The following is a 24,026-nucleotide window of genomic DNA, read 5'->3' on the forward strand; positions in this document are numbered from 1 at the left end:
CATGAAATCTCATTACGATGTTGTTATAATAGGAAGCGGTTTAGGTGGTTTAGTTTCTGCCAATATATTAGCCAAAGAAGGCTATAGTGTTTGTGTTTTAGAAAAAAACAATCAGTATGGTGGTAACTTACAAACCTTTGTTCGCGATAAAACTATTTTTGACACTGGAGTCCATTATATAGGAGGCTTAAATAAAGGCCAAAATCTTTATCAATATTTTAAGTACCTCGATATTATTGATGATTTAAATCTAAAAAAACTAGATGAAGATGGTTTTGATGTTATTACTTTCGATAACGATAATCGCGAATACAAACATGCGCAAGGCTATGATAGATTCATTAAGAATTTATTAATTGAATTTCCAGATGAAGAAAAAGCCATTATTACCTATTGTGATAAGTTAAAAGAAATCTGTGACCAATTTCCACTATATGGTTTAAAATATGGAAAACCTTATTATGAAAAGACCGATATTTTTAGTTTAAAAGCTAAAGACTATATCGATTCCATTACTGATAATAAAAAACTACAAGCTGTACTCGCTGGCACCAATTATCTATATGCAGGTGATGCAGATCGCACGCCTTTTTATGTACATGCCTTAACCATAAATTCTTATATAGAAAGTGCTTATCGTTGTGTAAATGGTGGTAGCCAAATTTCTAAATTATTAATCCGACGTTTAAAAGAAAATGGTGGTGATGCTTTTAATCATCATGAGGTTGTTAAATTCGGATTTGAAGACAAAAATATCAGTTCTGTTTTCACCAAAAATGGCAAAGAAATTAAGGCAGATTTATTCATTTCTAATATTGAACCAAAGCTTACCATAAAATTAGTTGGTGAAGATAAATTCAGAAAAGTTTACACCAAGCGCATCAATAACATTGAAAGTATTATCGCTGGATTTAGTCTGTATATTGTTTTAAAGCCGAACACCTTTAAATATCAAAACAAAAATATTTACCATATAAAAGACGCAAACAAAATTTGGGACGGACAAGACTACACTGCTGAAACTTGGCCCGAAGGTTATATGGCATCCATGGGCATCAACAAAAAAACAGATAAGTATGGCGAGAGCCTAACCGTAATGACTTATATGCGCTATGAAGAAGTGGAAGCCTGGGAAAACACGTTTAATACCGTAGCAAACAAAAATGATCGCGGACAAACCTATGAAGAATTTAAAGCTGAAAAAGCAGAAATACTCATTCAAGAATTAGAAAAAAAATATCCAAATATTAGAGATTGTATTCAAGAAATCTACACCTCAACACCATTATCTTATCGCGATTATATTGGTTCTCACAGAGGTTCTATTTATGGCTATGTTAAAGATGCTAATAACCCATTAGCTTCCTTTGTTTCTCCAAAGACTAAAATAAAAAACCTGCTTCTTACTGGACAAAGTTTAAATATGCATGGCATTTTAGGCGTTACTATTGGTGCTGTTCTTACGTGTTCAGAAATTGTAGGAATGGAACCTTTACTAAAAAAAATATTGGATGCTAATAAAACCGAAGAAAGCATCGAAAATTAAATGTCATGAAGATTAACTTAAGCATATATCACAAGCTTCTACTTCTTGTATTTGTAAGTCTAACGTCATGCGGAATTTCAAAATCCTTACATGATGTTCCGGATGTAAGCGCTTATAATCCGGTAATTCCTGAACGGGTTAAAACTTCCGATTCTACATTCACCTTGGGCAACAACCATCTTAGTAAAAACAAACAAGGTTTGTGGGAACTTTATGTAGAAGGCAATCCTTATCACAGAGGTCTTATTACTGGTAGCCTTACAGAAGAGTTATTCCATAACCAAGAAGCTATTTTTGTATCTAAAATAGATAAATTTGTACCCTCTAAAACCAAACAAGCTTTATTAAGACGCTTTTTGGCTTGGTATAATCGAAAACTATATCTTAATGTCCCTTTAGAATATAAAACAGAAATTTTAGGCCTTTCCAAATATGCCTCACCTAACTATAATTATATTGCCGAACCTTATTTAAGAGTTCTATATTTTCATGGTGCGCACGATATTGGTCACGCATTACAAGATTTAGCCTTAGTGGGCTGTTCTTCATTTGCCGCTTGGGATGACAAAACCGAGGACGGAAGCCTTATTATAGGTCGGAATTTAGATTTTTATGCTGGCGATGACTTTGCCCAAGAAAAAATTGTGTCATTTACAAACCCTACCGAAGGATATAAATTTATGTCGGTAACTTGGGCCGGAATGTTAGGTGTACTTTCGGGTATGAATGAGCATGGTCTAACGGTAACCATAAATGCTGGGAAATCTAAAATTCCATTGGTCGCCAAAACACCTATTTCTATTTTAAATCGTGAAATTTTACAATACGCGACCACTATTGAAGAAGCTATTGCAATTGCTAAAAAACGCCAAGTATTTGTTTCTGAATCTATTTTAGTAGGAAGTGCTGCAGACCGAAAAGCGATATTAATTGAAGTCTCACCTCATAATTTTGGCGTTTATGACGTTGAAAATTCAAATCAACTTATCTGTTCCAATCATTTTCAGAGCGACGCTTATGCAAACGATAAAAATAATTTAAAGCATATTGGAGAAAGTCATTCGCAATACCGTTACGAACGGATGGAAGAACTTTTGGACCAGAACCCTAAATTAACTCCAAAGATTGCGGTTGATATTTTAAGAAATAAAGAAGGCTTAAACGACAAAGCTATTGGCTATGGTAACGAAAAAGCTCTAAATCAACTATTAGCACATCATGCTGTTGTTTTTAAACCAGAACAGCGTTTGGTTTGGGTCTCTTCTAATCCGTATCAATTGGGTGAATTTGTAGCCTATGATTTAAATGACATATTTAAAAATCCTACCAAAAAGTCTCTTGCAAATACAGAATTAAACATTGAAGAAGATCCATTTCAATATACAGAAGCTTATAAAAATTATCAAGCTTACAGGCAATTGAGACAAGAAGTACTATCAAAAATTGAAACCAAAAACGACATAGATTTAGAAACTCTTTCAAGATTAGAGAACTTAAATCCAAATTATTGGGAAGCCTATTATTTGGTTGGTAAATACTATTATAACAAAGGCTATTATACCGCAGCATTAAATACCTTTGAAATCGCTAAAACCAAAGAAATTACAACCGTTCCTGACGAAGAACAAGTGGATACTTATATTAAAAAATTAAAAAGAAAGTTAGATTTATGATTCCTGAGATAGAATACGCTTCCAAAGCCGAAATAAATAGCTTTCAAGTTGAAAAACTAAAAAATCTTTTACTGTATTTAAAGACCAACTCGGCGTTTTATAAGCGCTTATTCAGCACACATAAAATTGATATCTCAACTCTTAATTCGCTTGAAGATTTAACAACAATTCCTACCACATCTAAAGACGATTTACAACAGTATAATGACGATTTTATTTGCGTGCCTAAAAACAAAATTGTGGATTATGTTACCACATCAGGAACTTTAGGTGACCCTGTGCTTTTTGGGTTAACGGATAACGATTTAGACCGTTTGGCTTATAACGAAGCCATTTCGTTTGCCTGCGCTGGTATTGGTCCAGATGACGTCATTCAGCTTATGACTACCATAGACCGACGTTTTATGGCTGGGTTAGCTTATTTTTTAGGGGCAAGAAAACTTGGTGCTGGTATTATTAGGGTTGGTAATGGTATTCCCGAATTGCAATGGGATTCTATTTTAAAATTTAATCCCACCTATATTATTGCCGTTCCTTCTTTTTTGTTGAAACTAATTGAATATGCCAAACAGCATCATATTGATCTCAACACCTCAGGAATTAAAGGGGCTATTTGCATTGGGGAACCCTTAAGAGCTCAAGATTTTTCATTAAACACCTTATCTAAAAAAATAAAGGAACATTGGAATATTCAATTGTATTCCACCTACGCTTCCACCGAAATGAATACGGCTTTTACCGAATGTCAACAGCAACAAGGTGGCCACCAACATCCGGAACTAATTATTACCGAAATATTAGATGATAATGATCAACCTGTAAGCGAAGGCGAATCTGGGGAACTTACCATAACTACTTTAGGTGTAGAAGGGATGCCACTCTTACGATTTAAAACGGGTGATATTGTAAAAGCACATTATGAAATATGTAATTGCGGCAGAAACACCATGCGATTAGGACCTGTAATTGGTAGAAAAAAGCAAATGATAAAATATAAAGGCACGACTTTATATCCACCAGCAATGCATAATATATTAAACGATTTTAACGAGGTGGAAGCTTATATTATTGAATTATCCCATAATAAAATTGGTACGGATGAAATCCTTATTAAAATTGCAGTAAAGCAACAAACCGAAGATTTATTAGAAAATATAAAAAATCACTTTAGAGCAAAATTAAGAGTACTTCCTAAGATTGAATTTAGTGATAAAAAGGAAATACAAAAATTACAGTTTCCTAAAATGAGCAGAAAACCAGTAATGGTTATTGATAAGCGAAAATGATTTAAAAAATCAGTCTAAATAGCATTACTTAAAATATAAAAACAAAAAAGCCTCTATCTTTCGATAAAGGCTTTTAGTACTCAAGGCGGGAATCGAAACTTTATATTTCATTCAATCTCATTACACTTAAAATAATATTATAACTACTCATTTACAGCATCTTATGTAATGTTAATAAAAATCAATAATCTAAATAAATGCAATAAAATCTAATTTAATGCAAGTTTACAATACAATTACCGTACAGATTTAGTATTATTGTATTGCAAAACAAACTTATCATGGCAACAGTTAATTTTTATTATCGTTCAACAAAAGAGAAAGCACCCTTAACAATACGTTTTCTTTATAGAGACTACAACACACCATCAACTGTAAAAGTCAGAAAATCCAAAGAATTAAAAGAAGTTCCATATACCGACATTACTCTAAACTCAAAAATTGAAAAAGAAGTAACTAAGGAATATTGGCAAAATAAAGACAAACGAAATCCAAGTTCAGAAATAAAAAATCTAAAGCCTAAAATTGATACGGAATTATTAAGTATCGAAAATCACTTGTTAGAATCGTTTAAAAATGACAATGAAATTATACCTATAAACTCAGATTGGTTAAATAAAGAACTTGAGAAATATTACAATCCTAAAAAAACAGATCCTAAAGCAAAATATTTGTCTTACTGGATTGACTACATTATTGATAATGCCGACAATATAGAAACATCAAAAAACACAGTAGGACTATCTAAAAACACAGTTAAAGGATATAACGACATTAGGAACGTTATAAGAAGATACCAGGACTTTGAGACTACAACAATAAAAAGCCTTAACAAGGATTGGTTTAATGACTTCTTTGAATGGTTAAAGATTAATGAAAAATACTCACATAACACCGCAGTAAAAAAAGCGGCAATACTTAAAACGGTAATAAATAAGGCTGCAAAAAAAGTTGAAATAGCAAAAGACTTAAATCAACTTAAAATAAAAACCGTTAACACATACGACGAGGACACCGACGTAATCACTTTAACGCTTGAAGACATACAAAAGATACAAAACTATAACTTTGAATCGAAAGCCTTTTTAAACGCTCGCAAATGGTTATTACTTGCTATATACACAGGGCAAAGGGGTAACGATTTATTAAGCGGGATTATTAAAGAGAATTTCAAAAAGGAAGGTAATAATTACAAAATAGAACTCAAGCAAATTAAGACAGGAAAAAAAGTTGTTATTCCTGTTTTACCAGCCGTTAAAGAAATATACAAAAACGGACTACCATACAAAGTAAGTCAACAAAAACTAAACAAGCACTTCAAAGATATTTGTAAACTCGCTGGAATTGATAATCCTATATTAGGCAAATTACGAAATAAGAAAACCAACCGCTTAGAAAAAAAATTAAGACCTAAATACGAATATATAAGCACCCATACAGGACGCAGAACCTTTGCAACTCTACATTTTAACGAATTGCCACATCAAAGTATTATGAAAGTAACAGGACATAAAAAATATGCTACATTTTTACAGTATGTGCAAAAGGATAGTGAGGAACACTTAGACACCTTTAATGATTATTATAAAAAGTTAGAAGCCAAGAAAAAAGAAACAAATCTTACAGTAATTAAAAATGCATCAAATCAGTAAAGCAATGGATAAAGCGCAAATTTTAGAAACGGCAAAGACGAAAACAGGACAATTAATTTCTTTGTGCATGGGGTATCTTGATGCAATACATTATTTTGAAGATATAAAGCTTCATAATAAATTAGATAATTCAACACTAAAAGAATTATGCAAAGTAGATTTAAAAGGCATTAGAAACGATACAATAACAACAAGACCCTGCAACATCCAGGACGAAATTGTTTTAGGTAGAATTTACGAAACGGACGAAAACGAATTATTAAGTCTATTTGAAAAGAAGTTTGAAAAAGCTAAACACCTTGACGGTTTTAAAACAAAAAAAGCATTTGCGAAATATGAGTATAAATACCAAAAAGGAATTTGGAAAAATCACGATATAACAAAATGGATACCTATTGCAAAACAATGGCTTAATCTGTTAAAAGGAATTGAAGCGGCTGAACCTGAAAAAGTGGCAAATGGTGGGAATAAAGAACTAAAAGACTTTTTTAAAACTGGAACTAATAATGAATTAATTGAAGAAATTAAAAATGAGTTTAACCCAATAAAACCAAAAGAAACAGCTATTCTAATCTATTTGCTACATAAAGAATTTAATTTAATTAATCTTTCAGGAACTAAATTCAAAGGAAGAAACAGAATATCTGAAATATTACTAAATAAAGAAATTCGGAATAATACTGCAGTAAATAAGTATTTTAAAGCTAATACAGATAATATTGATATTCATACTAAGACAGATGACAACTATAAAGATATTAACAATAGGTTACTAAAAATAATAAATAAGTTTAACCAAAAGCAATAAAATTGTTTTTAAAAGTTGTATTAGTTGTTACACAACTATAACATATTGAAAATCAACTAATTGGATATAATTGATATATATATTTGCACTATAACGCAAAACATATATTATCATGCAAACACAAACACTACAAATTCAAATTCCCGAAAGCCTATCTTTAAAAGTAGATAGCCTATTGCAAAAAGTAGAAACTTTAGAACAGAGTTTATCACTTCAAAAAACACCAGCAGCAGAACCAAACTACATACCACGGTTAAAGCTCGCTGAAAGGTTGCAAATTAGTATCGGAACATTACACAATTGGACTTCTAAAGGCATTTTGAAAGCTCATCAAATAGGAGGTAAAATTTACTACAAACTAGATGACGTTAATGCGGCAATGGTTGAATTGAAATAGGGTTGAACATGGAAGATAACACGAACAACCCTAATACTTTAACCAATAATTTGCAGGTTAAAGGTAATGATAATAACACAAATAATCAACCGTTAGTACCACTTAATAAAGTAGTAAGAATTAGCACGTCTTATTACCAAGAGCATGAAGGCAAACTAATTAATACGAATGAGCAATGTATCAAAAACGACTATGGAAAAGATGCTCCAAAAAAAATTCGTAAATATTTCGGATTTAAAAACGAACCAGATCACACGAACCATAAAACAAACCTAAACGGTTACTATAATCTATATACAAAACTGCCATGGACACCCGAAAAAGGAAATTGGAATAATATAGAAAAAATGCTATCACATGTATTTAAAGGAGATCATTATAATATGATCCTGACATACTTCTTTGTCCTTTATTGCCACCCAAAACACCCATTACCAGTAATTGGCTTAGTAGGAGGTAAGAACACAGGGAAATCTAAATTTCTTGAGTTAATCTTAAAAATGTTCAATCCAAATTCATCAATGATTGATCCCGAAGATCTAACGGCAGATTTTAATAAAAGCATTCTTGATAAATTATTAATTGCTATAGATGAAAAAACCGAAACAGGAAAAGAGGAGCAACTAATGCAACGAGTTAAAAAAATGGCTACTGGTGGAACTCAAACACTAAAAGAGAAATTTAAAACACCTGTTAAAATAGACTCTTACGTAAAAATTATAATGGCTTCAAATGGAATCGAAGACATGCTTAAACTTGAAAACGAAAATACAAGGTTTTGGATTGTTGAGGTACAGCCATTAAAAACAGATGACTTTGATATTTTAGAAAAATCAGTTAAAGAGATACCAGCGTTTTTTAATTATTTAGTTAACGAATATACACCCATTGAGAGAGCCAGCCGATTATGGCTAGACCCTAAAACCTTTCAAACAGATGTGGCAAAGAAAATGCAAGCTAACGCACGACCTCAACTAATAAACGCAGTAATTGAAAATCTTACCAACTACTTTTTAGAAAACGAAACTAAAAACGAGGTTTATTTTACCGCAGATCAATTTATTTCAGCCTTTGGAAGAAATGAACGCTATAACTCGAGTTGGTTCGCTAAGGACGTTAAAAAGCACCTTAATAAAAAGTCCTATGCTAAGCGTGGAAATAATCCTTTTCATGATATAATTATAGCTTCTTATAGTGGCAATACTGCAAGCGTTAACAACGACATTAAGCAACGCAGATACTATCACTTCACTAAAAAGGAAATCTATAGTCTAAACGTCGATTTTGAGCCACCAGCAGAAAAAACAGAAATCACTGACAAGGAAATCCAAGAACTATTTAATTAGTATTACAGGTATTACACCCTGTTACAGATATGTTACACCTTAAAAAATCGTTCAATCCTTTACTATCACTGACTTTGTTACAACTGTTACACTTATTATTATAATATATAGTATATAGGTATAGGGTATAAAAAATACAAAGGTTTGAAATAGGGTGTAACAGTGTAACACGTGTTTAAGTATTTGTAAATCAATTAGTTAAATAGTTACATAGGCGTAACGTGTTACACCTTTAGCCTGAATAATTAACAAACTCACCTAACAACATTATGAAATTCAATAAATGGGTTAACGCCCCTTAGGTTTTATATACTTAAATCTAAACGAATAAAAAGGCATTTCATTTGCCACTAATACACAATTAAATATAATATCAATAGCCGTATAGAGCGGCAAAAAACAACACTATGAGTAAAACAACACTATTACACTACGATAAAGATGCTGAAAAGCGTTTTACTAAATCAATTGAAAGAGTACCAGAACTACTAAATGAGGTAAAAAGTATTTTTATAGCGCAAAAAGTAGATAGTACATTTAAATTATCAGATTTACAACGCGGTAATTTTGTGGCAATATTTGACGATTACCATAAAAAAGAAATGAATCAGTATCTACCAAAAGCAGACTACAATAAATATCTACAGTTATGCGGTATCAATACAGATAAACTAGCAGAATTGCAGGCTATTTATAAGAAGATCCTAGATACTAAGCATGGTTTTTATTCTGAAAATCACGAGTACTGGCAATCGATTGAATGGAGAGCAGGAAAATTAAATCCTAGTTTAGAGGCAAAGATGAAAGAAGCTCCAGCCAAAAAGGAGTATTCTATAGATCACTTTCTTAAAATTTCAAAAGACACTTATAAGGTAAATGTAAATCCTGAATTTTTTAAATTGTACTTAACAAATGAAAACCAAGCCGAAGCAATGGACGTTGTTACAGACCAAGTTAAGCTATGTAAACGGAAAAAAGACAGCCCAGCAACTACAATAAAAATTGCAGGCGAATTGGTAAAAGATATTGATGCAGATTACAAAATTACTTGGAATACTGAAAAAATACTAAACATTAAATAGGATGAAAGAAATAACATTGACAGCGGCAACAAAAACCGACTTAGAAAACGAAATAGTTAAACATCATTCTTTCGGCTTTAAACCTATTGAAGATGTAACCACCAATAAAGATGGTATGTTTCAAATTAAGATGGTTAAGCATGATAGAATATAAAGTAATAGTAAAGCACCTAGCCGAAGATCTACAAACAGAAATTGACGAGGCGGCAGCAGATAATTGGAAAATTAAAACAAATCCAATAGTAACAGATGAGGGGGTTATGATTATAGTATATAGAACTTAGATTTTTATTTTGTTATCTGTTTGTTTGTAAAAGCGTGTTATCGTAATGGTAATGCGCTTTTTTTTGTTGTTATATAGATTTGTTATATTTATGCTAAAGCCTTGTAAAATATATAAATTACAAATATAATGAACGCACGTTCATAACTAGTAATGTAACAAGGTCGAAATACACCCCGACTGCGTTTACAACTCGGTACGCAACATATTGCTGCGTAAGTGAAGACCTTTCACAGTACCTTTTAACAATCTTACTATCAAGTAGTTATAATAATATGGATATATTTAATACCTTTACTAACAATGAAGTCAAAGAAGCCTAACAAATACAGCCAGTACGATCAATCTTATTATATCAAAGATAATCTTAAATTCGGTGTGATAGTCTTTTGTATTGCTGCAATAGGTTACGGACTATTTAAACTATATGAACACCTATTCACATAAGCACACAGATAACCACAGACCAACGCACCCGAACCAATACGACTAAGTATAAGCAAGAATATAAACCACGCTTAAAAGAGCTTATTTGTAGTTTACTAATAATTACTAATTTGCCGCTTATATGAATACCGACTTACTACATACCATGTGCAAAGAAGCTACAAGAAAAGCGTTTAACGAGTTCAAAAGACAAATAGACGTTAACTTATTCCCTTTAGATAATTCAATAAAAGAAGTGCTTCAAAATGATATGCTGCAAAATATAGGAACACCAGTAACAAAACACTTTATAAACAATTATAACTTATCTACTTTACAAATTGAATTATTAGAAAACACTATCGATAATTATAAAAAGATAGCCTTAGAAACTTCTAATAATTATGCTGGTAAATTTTTGAAGTAGTGCAAAAAATGTATAATATGTACGTTTTAGAAAACCTTTTATTTTAATGATAGGGTATAATTTTGTGTAAAAAGTCTTTTAAATTTTCGTATTAGTGGCAAAAGTATACTAGATATTCTACTATAAATGTTATTCAGGACACCCCCTTAACCAATTCTACAATACAATAACCGTACAAAACCAAGCCACAAAAAAAACCTTAACAACTGTTTTTTAAGTTGTTAAGGTTTCATAAACATTAAATAAGTACTCAAGGCGGGAATCGAACCCGCACGTCTCGCGACATTGGATTTTGAATCCAACGTGTCTACCAATTCCACCACTTGAGCAATTTCGGTTTGCAAAAATAGAAAAATATTTCTGTTCACCCATCAAAATTAGTAGGTTTTATCCTTTTTGTAGTAAAATAATTTTCTAAATTTGAACTGAACAAAAACAACAACACAACACCAACTAAATAACTGATAACAAATGCCATACGAAACTACTGAAGCGAAAATTTTCGCGTGTTCACAAAGCACCTACCTTGCAGAACAAATAGCAGAAACCTACGGAGTTAAACTAGGTAACGTAATTACATCCACTTATAGTGATGGAGAATTTCAACCGTCTTATGAAGAATCAATCAGAGGTACTCGTGTTTTCATTATAGGATCTACGCATCCTGGACCAAAAAATTTAATGGAAATGTTATTGATGATAGATGCTGCTAAACGTGCTTCTGCCAGACATATAACTGCTGTTATGCCATATTTTGGTTGGGCTAGACAAGATAGAAAAGACAAACCTAGAGTCCCTATCGCTGCCAAATTAGTTGCTAAAATGTTAGAAGCAGCTGGCGCAACCCGAATTATTACAATGGATTTACACGCTGATCAAATTCAAGGGTTCTTTGAAAAGCCAGTAGATCACTTGTTCGCATCAACCATATTTTTACCGTATTTAAAAAGCTTAAATTTAGATAATCTTACCATAGCTTCACCAGATATGGGAGGTTCTAAACGTGCTTATGCTTATTCTAAAGCTTTAAAAAGTGATGTTGTAATCTGTTACAAGCAACGTGCAAAAGCAAATGTTATCTCACACATGGAACTTATTGGTGATGTTACAGGTAAAAATGTAGTATTAGTAGATGATATGGTAGATACGGCTGGTACACTTACAAAAGCGGCTGATTTAATGATTGAACGTGGAGCATTAAGCGTAAGAGCTATTTGTACACACCCTATTTTATCTGGAAACGCTTACGAAAAATTAGAAAATTCTAAATTAGAGGAATTAATAGTAACTAATTCTATTCCGTTAAGACAAGAAAGTAAAAAGTTAAGAGTGTTGAGTTGTTCTACTCTATTTGCTGAAGTGATGTATAATGTACACCATAACAAGTCTATTAGTAATAAATTTGTAATGTAAACAGCTAATTAATAGAGAAAGTTACGGCTACAATCCTCTGTTTTTTGCATTACTATACTAAGATTATAAGACTAAAACTATTGACTTTACCATAAAACGTGTAGTCTCAATAAAAAAGCGCCATATAACACTAATATTCTCATATAAAATTTCTAAATTTGCAGCCCTCAAAATGAGGGAATTAAAAATTAACAAATATTTCAAAAAATGAAATCAATTACAATTAACGGATCTCAAAGAGAAAGCGTAGGCAAAAAGGCAACTAAAGCCTTACGTAATGCTGGTCAGGTTCCTTGCGTTATGTACGGAGGAGACAAAGCATTCCATTTCTCAGCACCAGAATTAGCTTTCTCAAAACTTGTATACACACCTAACGCACACACAGTTGTGATTGCCTTAGATAACGGTGAAGAATACAATGCAGTTATGCAAGACATTCAATTTCACCCTGTAACAGACAGAATTACACACGTAGATTTCTATCAAATTTTCGAAAACAAAGAAATTACAATGGAAATCCCTGTGAAAACAGTAGGATCTTCTAAAGGTGTAATGAATGGAGGTAACTTAAGAATGCCATACCGTAAACTTAGAGTTAAAGCTATTCCTTCAAAATTACCAGATTTTGTTGAAATCGATATTACTCCATTAAAAATTGGAAGCAAGTTCTACATAACTGAACTAGCAAACGAAGATTACAAATTCTTACACCCAGATAACACTGTTGTTTGTCAAGTAAGACGTAGTAGATTAGCTGTAATAGCTGACGATGATGATGAAGAAGAAGTTGAAGCGGGTGATGTTCCAACAACTGAAACTGACGATACAGCTGCAGAATAGATAAAATCTATTTCAAATATTAAAAAGAGACTATTTTAAAAGATAGTCTCTTTTTTTTTGACCAATAGACTAATTTATTAGAACCAAAATCCAAGATTAAAAACCCAATAATAATCACCAGTATCTGGCGAATAGGTGTACTTACCTTCTAAAGGTCCTAAAAATGTTTCTAAAGAATAACCAAGAGCATAGCCACTATACGTTTGAGACGTAAATAATTTACCCGATTCAAAAAGACCATCTTCAATATTGGCGTAGTTTGCAGCAAATAGAATATGATGGTTTTTAAAAACTTCGTAATCTAAGGTGAATGTTGCCTTCATAAAACTATCTCCCGTTAAGGCTAAATAATCATACCCATAAAATGAATAAAAATTATTTATAAAGTTAGAGCCATAACCTCCTATCGCAAACCCCAAGGCGCTTGTAGATTCATCACCAATTTTAAAACCTCCTTGTCCTTCTGTTTTTAGTGATAACTTATCGCTAAAACTAAAAGCATAACCAATGTCTGCTTTAGCTATTGAAAAATTCAAAAAATCAGTATTAAAACCTGAAGCGTCTAGATATAAGTGAAAATTTCCGTTAAAATAAAATCCACTTTTCGGAAAATGGAAATTATCGTAACTATCATATTTTAAGTTACCAAAAATGCTGAGGTAATCTGTATTTTCAAAAACAATTCTATTTTCCTCATCCTCATCTATAATAGTTTCTGATGTTATTTTAAGCCGTTTATGCTCCGCACCTATTCTTAATGCAAAATCCTTTTTAAATATCGTTTGTAGATATACTTGATTCGTAAAATCTGAAATTTCCGCATCAATTTTATTTAACCCAGAAAGTAAAGGTGAGTTGTCTTCTAAAGCTAATCTAGGATTAACATTTTTGTTAAACTGATTGAAACGAGATTTAATCCCTAAACTGATATAAAATCCTTTATCAATAAAGTAATCAAAGTTATATCTTGAGTTATCGCCTAAAATGATGTCTAAGGAAGCAATATCATTATTAAATAACAATTTCTTTTTTGTAAGATTAGCAAGTAGTGCACTTTTATAAAGTTGATCGAAATGAATACCTAACTTAAGGAAGGTTGTTGTTTCAGACTCTACAATATTACCTATAAGATTAAATTCAGATTCATTTTCTGTAGGTTCTAAATGATATCTAAATGTATCAAAATTATTAGTTGCAACAAGGCTATTTATGCCTTGCCTAAAATCTGAATAGCTCATCTTTTCATTACCCTTAAGCTTTAATCTCCCTAACATATAAGCTCTGGTGTAACGTTCATTTCCATTTAAAGTAACGTTATTAATTTTTAGACTATCTAATACTTTTACCGCTGCTCTCGCCGTATAATTTGGCTGGTCTCTTTTTACATCTTGTAATTTAGACAATTGCTTTCTTGCTGCTGTTTCACCATTAGCAATGATATCTTTTCCTTCATCAAATGAAATTACCGAAAATTCACTAATATCTGGTTTAATATAGATATCGGTTAATTCCGACTTGTTTTTCATAACATTTATAGTCCGGAAATTATTAATCTGTAAAAGAATGTCTGGTGCTGATTTTAAAGATTCGCGGTCTTTTAATGCATCTTGAACATCAACTCCGATAATAATATCCATGCCTTTAGCTCGTAATTCTTCTACAGGAAAATTATTAGTAACACCTCCATCAATTAAAATAGCATCGTCAATAATTACAGGTTGAAATAAAGATGGTAACGCTCCACTAGCCGAAACTGCCTCGGCCAACTTGCCTTTATCCATAATTAGGGATTCCCCTGTTTCTATATCAGTTGCGATGCAAAAAAACGGAATTGGCAGCTTTTCAAAATCCGTAATATCATTTACAGGAAGCATTAAATGATACAATAAATTATAAACATTTTGCCCACGAGATAACGCTGAAGGTAGCGAAATTTTAAAATGCTCAAAAGGCAAATTAACAGCATATTTTTGAGCATTTTCTCGCTCGTAAAATGATTTAGAAGCTCTCGGAAACGCATCGTTAATTAAGACATCAAAATCTTGTGATTTGAACATTGCTTCCAACTCTTTCCCTGAATACCCCGAAGCATATAAGGATCCTATAATGGCTCCCATACTCGTACCAGCCACATAATCTATTTTGATTCCTAGGCTATCAATAACTTTTAACACTCCTATATGAGCAAAACCTTTAGCACCGCCACCACTTAATACTAAACCTACTTTTGGTTCAGAGTTCGTCAATTTATTCTGTGCCTTTATTGGAAAAAGCGCAATTATGAATACGATTATAAAAACGTTTTTCAATCTCATTACAAACCCATATGGTTTTTAAATTATTCTTTGTGATAGTAATTATATACTTTATTTGCCCTCGAAACACCAACAACCGCCTCAAGTTCATCTAATTTGGCATTGGCAATACGCTTAACGGTTTTAAATTGTTTCATTAAATCTACAATTGTTTGCTCACCTACACCCGGAATATTTTCTAACTCAGTCGTTAACGCGCCCTTACTCCTTCGGTTTCTATGATGTTCTATACCAAAGCGGTGCGCTTCGTTTCTTAGTTGTTGTATGATTTTTAAGGTCTCACTTTTTTTATCTAAATATAACGGAATTGGATCATCTGGGTAAAATAATTCTTCCAAACGTTTTGCAATACCTATTATAGCGATTTCATTACGAAGTCCTAAAACATCTAAACTCTTTAAGGCCGAAGATAATTGTCCTTTTCCTCCATCAATAATAATAAGTTGTGGCAACGGTTGCTCTTCTTCTACTAAACGTTTGTACCGTCTATACACCACTTCTTCCATAGATGCAAAATCATCTGGACCATCTACAGTTTTGATATTAAAATTACGATACTCTTTTTTACTCGGTTTACCATTCTTAAAAACAACACATGCGGCTACCGGATTTGTACCTTGTATATTAGAATTATCAAAACATTCAATATGTCGCGGCTCTTCAGATAAACGTAAATCCGCTTTCATTTGCGCCATTATTCTATTGGCATGGCGATCTGGATCTACAATTTTTACCTGTTTCAACTTATCCATTCTGTAATATTTTGCATTGCGAATAGACAGATCTAAGATACTTTTTTTCTCTCCAAGTTTCGGAATTGTTATTTTTAATTCATCCCCTAAATTCACTTTAAAAGGCACATAAATTTCTTTAGAATTTGAATTGAATCGCTGACGGATTTCAGTAATTGACAATTCTAATAATTGCAAATCTGTTTCCTGTAATTTCTTCTTCAATTCTAACGTATGAGATCTAATAATTGATCCATGGCTTAACTGTAAGAAGTTAACATAGGCATACGTTTCATCACTAATAATTGAAAACACATCGACATTATTAATCTTAGGATTTACAATGGTAGACTTTGCTTGGTAATTTTCTAAAACCTCTAATTTTTCTTTTATTTTCTGAGCATCTTCAAACTGCATAGCTTCCGCATGTTGACGCATTTGAATCCTAAATTGCTGCAAGGAATCTTTAAAATTCCCTTTTAGAATTTCTCTGATTGCCGTAATATTTGCAGAATACTCTTCTTCACTCTCATAGCCTTCACACGCTCCTTTACAGTTTCCTAAATGATATTCTAAACAGACTTTATACTTACCAGCTTCAATCTTAGCTTCAGATAAATCATAATTACACGTCCGTAATTGGTACAAACCTTTTATTAAACCCAAAAGCGTCTTTACCGTTTTCATACTGGTATAAGGCCCAAAATACTCTGAACCATCTTTAATTACACGTCGTGTTGGAAACACTCTCGGAAATCGCTCTTTCTTAATACAAATCCAAGGGTACGATTTATCGTCCTTCAATAAGACATTGTATTTAGGCTTATATTTTTTTATGAGATTATTCTCAAGTAATAGAGCGTCATTTTCAGTTTCAACAACAATATGTTTTACCGAAGCAATATTTTTTACTAAAACACGAGTTTTTCCGTAGTCGTGGTGCTTGTTAAAATAACTACTAACTCGTTTTTTTATATCTTTAGCTTTTCCGACGTATATTAAACGGTCGTCCGCATCAAAGTACTGGTAAACTCCAGGTTGATGAGGAAGCGTTTTTATCTGTATGTCTAGAGTAGATTCTGGCATTTAACCAAAGGTAATAATTCGTAAAAAGATATGTGTATAATTAATACACTTTATCATTACCTTGCGCCTCTTTTTTATATATTTAAGTTTATGACAAAAAAAGTTTTGGGACGTGTAGACAAAGTCAATTTTCCCGAATTAAAACTAAATAACATCGATGTTAAAATAGATACAGGAGCTTATACTTCTGCAATTCATTGCTCTAAAATTAGAGAAGAAGGCGGTAAGCTTTATTGTATTTTTGAGAGTAAAGGCCATCCTAACTTTAAAAGCGAAGAAATAGCTTTCGACTCTTACACGTATACGGATGTAAAAAGTAGCAATGGACACAAAGAAAACCGCTACAAAATAAAAACTACCGTTGTATTCTTTGGTAAAAGCTATAAGATTAACTTAACTTTAAGCACTAGAGACGACATGAGGTTCCCTGTATTAATAGGCCGTCAATTTTTAAAACACAAATTTTTGGTCGATGTCGATTTACAAAATCAATCCTTTAAACAAAACATAATTAAATGAACATAGTAATTCTTTCACGCAATCCTGAACTCTACTCTACCCAACGACTTGTTGAAGAAGGTAAAAAAAGAGGTCATGCCGTTGAAATCATTGATCCTTTAAAATGCGACATCATTATAGAAAAGGAGAAACCTACCATATATTATAAAGATCGTTACTTAGATTATGTTGATGCTGTTATTCCTAGAATAGGAGCTTCAATTACATTTTACGGCTGTGCAGTTGTAAGACAGTTTGAAGAAATGGGTATTTTCACCATTGCACCGTCAGATGCTATAACACGTTCTCGTGATAAATTAAGAAGCTTACAGCGCCTAAGTAAAGCTGGTATTGGAATGCCTAAAACCGTTTTCACTAATTATTCTAGAGACGTAGAAGAAGTTATTAATTATGTTGGAGGAACACCTGTAATTATAAAATTACTAGAAGGCACACAAGGCCTAGGTGTCGTTTTGGCAGAAACTAAAAATGCTGCTGAATCGGTATTAGAAGCCTTTAATGGTTTGCAAGCACGAGTTATTGTTCAAGAATTTATCAAAGAAGCTAAAGGTGCAGATTTAAGAGCTTTAGTTGTAGATGGGCAAGTTGTTGGAGCTATGAAGCGCCAAGGTAAAGAAGGTGAGTTTAGATCTAATTTACATCGTGGTGGTTCTGCCAACATTATAAAATTAGACGAAGACGAACTAAAATTAGCAATGAAAGCTGCTAAAGTTCTTAAGCTTCCTGTTTGTGGTGTAGATATGCTGCAGTCTTCTCGTGGTCCATTATTGTTAGAAGTTAACTCTACACCAGGATTAGAAGGTATTGAAGGCGCAACTCAAAAAAATATTGCTAAAGCGATCATTACTTTTATAGAACGAAACACGATCTAAAAACATGCCAAAAGATATTTTAAATATTTTAGGAGTCGAAGTCGCTCCTGGTAAAAGTGTAACTGTAACTTTTGAAGTCGCAAAATTACACACCAGAAACACCTTAGAAGTTCCTATTATAATTGAACGATCTAAAAAACCTGGCCCAACGGTTTTAATGACTGCTGGGATTCATGGTGATGAAATTAATGGTGTAGAAATTATTAGGCAAATTATAGCCAAAGGTATTAACGTTCCTAAAACAGGCACCATTATTTGCGTGCCTGTTATCAATGTTTTTGGTTTTTTAAATATGGATCGTTTATTTCCAGATGGACGCGATTTAAATCGTTCCTTTCCCGGAAGTGCCAATGGTTCTCTAGCGAGTAGAGTGGCTCATTTTGTGATGACAGAATTAGTACCTCACGTCGATTTTGCTATGGATTTCCATACAGGTGGTGCGGGACGATTTAATGCTGCTCAAATACGAATTGTAAGAGATAATGAACGCCTCACAGAATTAGCCCATATTTTTGGAGCTCCTTTTATATTCTATTCTCAAAACTTAAATAAATCCTATAGAAATGCTTGTGATAAAGCGGGCATACCTATGTTATTATTCGAAGGAGGAAAGTCGTTTAATATTGATACTAATATTACCAATACAGGTGTTAATGGAGCCAAACGTGTTTTGCACCATTTAGGTATGCTGAGAACTAAATTTAAAGTATCTAGACCTAAGGTTAACGCCGTAATCATTGAAGAGAGTAAATGGATAAGAGCTAAATATTCTGGGATGTTTAAAGCTACTGTAAATATAAATTCGCAAGTCACTAAAGGCCAAGTTTTAGGTAATATTACAGATCCATATGGTAGTTTCAACTATTTTGTAAAAGCACCAAATGCAGGTTATATTTTTAATGTAAATGAATCGCCTATAATTTATCAAGGTGATGCTATTTTCCATATTTCTACAGAGATTGAATCCTAATGAGAAAGCCTTTATTAAGAAAAAAATATAAAGATTTACGCCAAGAATTATCTGAAACTCAAGTTGAAGATAACAGTTTAGCCATTGCAAATAAGCTGTTATCACTAGATATTTGGAACAATACCTTTTACCATATCTTCTTAACGATTGAAGAACAAAAGGAAATTAATACCGATTATATACTTAATATTCTATCAGGAAAGGATAAAAATATTGTGATTTCTAAGAGTAATTTTGAAGATTATTCTATGACCCATTATCTACTTACGGATAACACCAGAATTAAAAAGAACACATATAATATTCCCGAACCTATTGATGGTATTGAAATTCCATCCTCTCAATTAGAAGTCGTTTTTATACCGCTTTTAGCTTTTGATAACACAGGACATAGAATTGGATACGGCAAAGGCTTTTACGATCGGTTTTTAGCACAATGTAAACCTGAAACCATAAAAATAGGCCTGTCATTTTTTGAAGCAGAAGCTGAAACTATTGAAGCTTCCGAAGATGATATTAAGCTAGATTATTGTGTGACTCCGAATCATATTATAACGTTCTAAAATAGAATTTACCGCTTTAAAGTAAAGTGCCCTGTATAGGTTTTTCCATCTTGACGCTCTAAAACAAACCAATAATCACTACTTGGTAATTTATTTCCGTTTAACGTACCATCCCAACCTGAATCATTAGGTTTTAATTCCGTAATTAATTTACCATAACGGTTATAAATATAAACTTTATTTGATGGTTCTTTTATAGAATTTTTAATCTGCCAAAAGTCGTTTGTGCCATCGTCATTGGGAGTAAAATATCTAGGATAATTAAGCAAGTAAATCTCCTCCACTATTACACCACAACCATTTTTATCTCTTACATAAACATGATAGTCGTCAATTTGTAACCCTTCAAAAATGTGTGCATCTTGATAGTTTATACCATCTAATGAATATTCATAATCACCAATACCTTCCACAAACACAGAAATCACATTAGTACTTTGAGACCAATCTACGGTTTCAATAGCAGCAATCACAGCAATATCAGATAAACTCACAAGAACAGTTTTTTCGGTAGTACACATTAAGTTACCATAATCATTTGATACGACAACAGTATATTCTCCAGGCTCATTAACAACAATTGCTCTTGTGGTTTGACCAGTAGACCAATTGTAGTAATCATAACCAAAGTCTGCAATAATCTCAACGGAATGATTGTTGCATAATGGCCAATACTCATTCATTTCTAAAACAGGCTGTTCTTTAACCGTTATTTCTACTGAAGTTGTAGTGAAACATTGTGGTGAATTCACGTTTTCTAAACGCGCATAAAACGTTTGAGGATTTGTTGTATTCGTATAATTATAAGCCGTTTGGTTATGATCTTCAATAGCGTCATTCAAACTTAAATAATAGCTCACACTAAAACCAGAAGGATTTAAATCCCCTAAAATTTCTTCATCAAAATTAGTCAAGTTTAGCTCTGTAAATCCATCATTAATAGCGTCATCACAAACACTAATGCTTTGTGGCTGCTCTGCAACGGGAAAATAATTGACTCCAAGTTGAAATGACACAATATCATTACAAACTGCGTCATTAGTATTTTGAATTTTTGCGTAAACAGTGACACTTTCTGAAGCTACAACAAAATTATCTTGTAAAGGATTTATATGCTGCTCAGCATTTTCTAAACTATCAAAATAGAAGACATCAAAAATCGCATCAGATTGCCCACCTAGTATTTGATTATCATAATTAGAAAGTGTAAATACATGTTCACCATCATTAGAAGCATCGTCACAAACAAAATCATTAGAAATAGTATTAGCAATTGGCACTTCATTTACTTGAAATTCTATAATGGTTTCATCAAAACAAAATGAATTCAGTGTGCTTTCAACTCTTGCTACAATAGACTTCGATGAAATGATATATGGATTTGGAAGTGGGTTTGTCAATATAGTTCCATCTGCTTCAAAATAACTTAGAACTACATCTGATTGTCCGTTTAAAACTGTGGCCTCAATAGTTGATGTATCAAATTCATGCAAGCCATCACCATTTGTATCACAAACACTAAAATCACTAACAGGATGCGCCGTAACACCACTAGAAATTGAAAGACTTATAGTTGTTTGCACACTGCAACCACCTAATGGACTTGTTGCATCTTCAATCGTCATAGTCGCAAAAATATTTAAAACGGGTACATTACTTACAATTGGGCTAGGCAATGGACTTGGATACGTGTTGCCCAATTCGTCAACATAAGTAAACACTATGGGCTCTGTCTGACCTATTAAAAGCTCTGTTTCAACGCCAGAAGTGTCAAAAGACTCTATTCCATCGTTGCCTTCATCACATTGTTCAAATATTATAGGACCTGTTATTAAAGGTACAGGATTTACATGTAATGTAATATGATGCCCCAGACCAAGGCAATCGTTATTTAACGCATTATCTACTCTAACATAAATATTTTGATGGTTGGGAAATCCAATATTTTGATAATTACTAATATCATTTATAGCATTTGTTTCGGACAATGCATCTGAAACTGTTGTGTAATAATTAATAAGCAATTGTTGTCCTACAGGAAATAATGCTTCAATTTCTGAAGTTACCGTACTAAAATCGAAGGTTGAAATACCGTCTGTGAGATCTGCACCATCATCGCATTGGTAAAAATCTCTAGTAAATGTTTCTGGAATTTGTGTTGTTGATACCAATAAATTAACTTGAGCTGTTTCGTAACAACCGTTAGTGTTTTCTACTCGTGCCCAAACCGTATCAATATTTACAGTTTCGTTACTGTATGAGGTTTCATCTGTTATAGCATTGGTATCGCTTTCAGCATCTGCTTCCGTTTCATAAAATGTAATTATTTCATTGTCATGATTAACCGATAACAATTCATTAATCTCTGTAAGATTAAACAAACTAAAACCATCTAAATCATCATCACATTGTTTTAACTCTACAATTGGTGTTACTACCGGAAGTTCATAAACCGTAATGGTTTTAGATTCTAAAGAATTTTCTGCACCTACAGTAACCGATAGTGATACCTCATACTCACCAGCAGTAGTGTACGTATGTGTAGGATTTTCATCTGTTGAGGTGTTTCCTTCACCAAAATCCCATACGAGGCTATCATAGGCTTGTGGTATATTGGCTGAAAAATTAGTTTCTTCTCCTAAACACGGATTATTAGATTCAAAACCAACAAAAAAATAAGATTGTATAAATGTAGGTAAACCATACCGACAAACATTACCTTGTAAATAAATGGCATCACTCACAAAATCGCAACCTAATCCTAAAACTTCAGGGTTATTAATGACACTTAAATAATCCTTATTCTTTATAGAAACGTAAATCTTATTGTCTGGTCCTATTTGCATCTGGCCTACCTCTTGTTCATCTTCTAGTTCGTCTTCTGACAGTTCAAATAACAATATGCCAGAATTAGGAATGTCTGTTGCTGTAAGATTATACTGCCATAAACTTGAAGGTTCTAGAAAACCACGCTTTGTATAAAGCAGATTACTCGAAGGTGAGAATTCTGCACCATAGTTAGCAAGTCCTATATAAATATCTATGGGATTGCTTACCATCCCTGTAGAGCTATCAAAATCAAAAAGTTGTGTACCAATTCCACTCACACACATGACCAACTTATCACCATTAGGTGATGCTTTAAGCACACCTGTCCCTCTATAAAAATTACCCAAATGACTAATTATAATACCTGTTGCACTGGTTACAGGGACTGTATTAAGACCTGTATCTGTCACTAAATAGGCATAGAATTCATTATTATCAAAGCCACGCGATATCACCCAAATATCTTGACCATTGGCATGTAATACCGCAGTCACTTTTTCTGAAGTTGGTGTAACTAATAATTCATTTTTAACGCTTGTGACATCGCCAAAACCATTATTTAAAGTCATATCTACAATAGAATACCGCAAACCGTTAATATTGGTTAACAAGTCATCAACAGTAAATACATAATAGAGATTAGTATTATTAGGCTGCGGCACAATTATGGAGGACTGTGTACTAGACGGATCACCCAAAAGCCCTGTACCATTGGGCATAATATTATGATTTCTATTATAAACCGTGATCCCATCTGTATAAAACAATAACTGACCACTACTATCTGAAATAGTGGCACAACCCTCATATGTTGAAAGCGCACTATCTGTTAATACGGTTGGTGCTCCGTTATTAAAAGTAATACCTGCATAATTACCAAAATACCAATTATTAGCTTCGTTTTGAGAAAAAGAGACATTGATAAATAAAAAAAGTAAAAAGTAAATTATACGATTCAAAAA

Annotated in this window: 19 protein-coding genes and 1 tRNA gene; 16 read left to right on the forward strand and 4 right to left on the reverse strand. The window is 32.7% G+C overall.

Going from position 1 to position 24,026, the window contains the following annotated elements; genetic code table 11:
* The first annotated feature begins 1 nt into the window (after position 1).
* The 10 genes from DFQ09_RS12170 (at position 2) to DFQ09_RS12210 (ending at position 10,926) form a co-directional block, all read left to right on the forward strand.
* Positions 2–1,546 carry a phytoene desaturase family protein gene (locus tag DFQ09_RS12170; RefSeq protein WP_115810700.1) on the forward strand — a complete coding sequence of 515 codons (1,545 nt, stop codon included), beginning with the start codon at positions 2–4 and terminating at the stop codon, positions 1,544–1,546.
* 5 nt (positions 1,547–1,551) lie between these two features.
* Positions 1,552–3,219: a C45 family autoproteolytic acyltransferase/hydolase gene (locus DFQ09_RS12175; RefSeq protein ID WP_115810702.1), complete on the forward strand. Its 1,668-nt coding sequence runs from the start codon at positions 1,552–1,554 to the stop codon at positions 3,217–3,219.
* Complete coding sequence (locus tag DFQ09_RS12180; RefSeq protein WP_115810703.1) at positions 3,216–4,505, forward strand: phenylacetate--CoA ligase family protein; 1,290 nt, start codon at positions 3,216–3,218, stop codon at positions 4,503–4,505. The genes DFQ09_RS12175 and DFQ09_RS12180 overlap by 4 nt, the downstream gene beginning before the upstream one ends.
* A gap of 281 nt (positions 4,506–4,786) precedes the next feature.
* Positions 4,787–6,157, forward strand: a complete 1,371-nt coding sequence (locus tag DFQ09_RS12185; protein ID WP_115810705.1) for a tyrosine-type recombinase/integrase — start codon at positions 4,787–4,789, stop codon at positions 6,155–6,157.
* Between the two features lie 4 nt (positions 6,158–6,161).
* On the forward strand, positions 6,162–6,965 hold the full coding sequence (locus tag DFQ09_RS12190; protein WP_220347458.1) for a hypothetical protein: 804 nt from the start codon (positions 6,162–6,164) through the stop codon (positions 6,963–6,965).
* A gap of 112 nt (positions 6,966–7,077) precedes the next feature.
* Positions 7,078–7,362: a helix-turn-helix domain-containing protein gene (locus DFQ09_RS12195; RefSeq protein ID WP_115810709.1), complete on the forward strand. Its 285-nt coding sequence runs from the start codon at positions 7,078–7,080 to the stop codon at positions 7,360–7,362.
* A gap of 8 nt (positions 7,363–7,370) precedes the next feature.
* Positions 7,371–8,708: a DUF5906 domain-containing protein gene (locus DFQ09_RS12200; protein WP_115810711.1), complete on the forward strand. Its 1,338-nt coding sequence runs from the start codon at positions 7,371–7,373 to the stop codon at positions 8,706–8,708.
* Between the two features lie 407 nt (positions 8,709–9,115).
* The gene (locus DFQ09_RS12205; protein ID WP_115810713.1) at positions 9,116–9,790 is read left to right on the forward strand and encodes a hypothetical protein; all 675 of its coding nucleotides are present in this window, start codon (positions 9,116–9,118) and stop codon (positions 9,788–9,790) included.
* A gap of 1 nt (position 9,791) precedes the next feature.
* A complete protein-coding gene (locus DFQ09_RS18930) occupies positions 9,792–9,944 on the forward strand; it encodes a hypothetical protein (RefSeq protein ID WP_181897175.1) in 153 nt (50 codons plus the stop codon).
* A gap of 697 nt (positions 9,945–10,641) precedes the next feature.
* On the forward strand, positions 10,642–10,926 hold the full coding sequence (locus tag DFQ09_RS12210; RefSeq protein ID WP_147298348.1) for a hypothetical protein: 285 nt from the start codon (positions 10,642–10,644) through the stop codon (positions 10,924–10,926).
* Positions 10,927–11,173: 247 nt separating this feature from the next.
* On the opposite strand, the gene DFQ09_RS12215 is transcribed toward DFQ09_RS12210, so the two are convergent.
* Positions 11,174–11,255 (reverse strand) — tRNA-Leu (locus tag DFQ09_RS12215).
* 142 nt (positions 11,256–11,397) lie between these two features.
* Between DFQ09_RS12215 and DFQ09_RS12220 the strand changes: the two genes are divergently transcribed.
* On the forward strand, positions 11,398–12,339 hold the full coding sequence (locus DFQ09_RS12220; RefSeq protein WP_115810718.1) for a ribose-phosphate pyrophosphokinase: 942 nt from the start codon (positions 11,398–11,400) through the stop codon (positions 12,337–12,339).
* 207 nt (positions 12,340–12,546) lie between these two features.
* Complete coding sequence (locus tag DFQ09_RS12225; protein ID WP_115810720.1) at positions 12,547–13,179, forward strand: 50S ribosomal protein L25/general stress protein Ctc; 633 nt, start codon at positions 12,547–12,549, stop codon at positions 13,177–13,179.
* A gap of 77 nt (positions 13,180–13,256) precedes the next feature.
* On the opposite strand, the gene DFQ09_RS12230 is transcribed toward DFQ09_RS12225, so the two are convergent.
* The gene (locus tag DFQ09_RS12230) at positions 13,257–15,494 is read right to left on the reverse strand and encodes a patatin-like phospholipase family protein (RefSeq protein WP_115810722.1); all 2,238 of its coding nucleotides are present in this window, start codon (positions 15,492–15,494) and stop codon (positions 13,257–13,259) included.
* 23 nt (positions 15,495–15,517) lie between these two features.
* Positions 15,518–17,311 (reverse strand): excinuclease ABC subunit UvrC, encoded by a 1,794-nt coding sequence (uvrC, locus tag DFQ09_RS12235; protein ID WP_115810724.1) that lies wholly within the window; start codon positions 17,309–17,311, stop codon positions 15,518–15,520.
* A 90-nt stretch (positions 17,312–17,401) separates the two neighbouring features.
* Between uvrC and DFQ09_RS12240 the strand changes: the two genes are divergently transcribed.
* Genes DFQ09_RS12240 through DFQ09_RS12255 form a run of 4 tightly spaced genes read left to right on the forward strand, consistent with a single transcriptional unit; the run spans position 17,402 to position 20,235 of the window.
* The gene (locus tag DFQ09_RS12240) at positions 17,402–17,830 is read left to right on the forward strand and encodes an ATP-dependent zinc protease family protein (RefSeq protein ID WP_115810726.1); all 429 of its coding nucleotides are present in this window, start codon (positions 17,402–17,404) and stop codon (positions 17,828–17,830) included.
* Positions 17,827–18,702 (forward strand): 30S ribosomal protein S6--L-glutamate ligase, encoded by an 876-nt coding sequence (gene rimK / locus DFQ09_RS12245; RefSeq protein ID WP_115810728.1) that lies wholly within the window; start codon positions 17,827–17,829, stop codon positions 18,700–18,702. Before DFQ09_RS12240 ends, rimK begins: the two co-directional genes overlap by 4 nt.
* Before the next feature lie 4 nt (positions 18,703–18,706).
* Complete coding sequence (locus DFQ09_RS12250) at positions 18,707–19,672, forward strand: succinylglutamate desuccinylase/aspartoacylase family protein (RefSeq protein WP_115810730.1); 966 nt, start codon at positions 18,707–18,709, stop codon at positions 19,670–19,672.
* Positions 19,672–20,235, forward strand: a complete 564-nt coding sequence (locus DFQ09_RS12255; protein ID WP_115810732.1) for a 5-formyltetrahydrofolate cyclo-ligase — start codon at positions 19,672–19,674, stop codon at positions 20,233–20,235. Before DFQ09_RS12250 ends, DFQ09_RS12255 begins: the two co-directional genes overlap by 1 nt.
* An 8-nt stretch (positions 20,236–20,243) precedes the next feature.
* Here the strand turns inward: DFQ09_RS12255 and DFQ09_RS12260 are convergent, their stop codons facing one another.
* On the reverse strand, positions 20,244–24,023 hold the full coding sequence (locus DFQ09_RS12260) for a T9SS type B sorting domain-containing protein (RefSeq protein WP_115810734.1): 3,780 nt from the start codon (positions 24,021–24,023) through the stop codon (positions 20,244–20,246).
* Positions 24,024–24,026: the final 3 nt, after the last annotated feature.

Source organism: Winogradskyella pacifica, from assembly GCF_003386275.1.
GTDB lineage: Bacteria > Bacteroidota > Bacteroidia > Flavobacteriales > Flavobacteriaceae > Winogradskyella > Winogradskyella pacifica.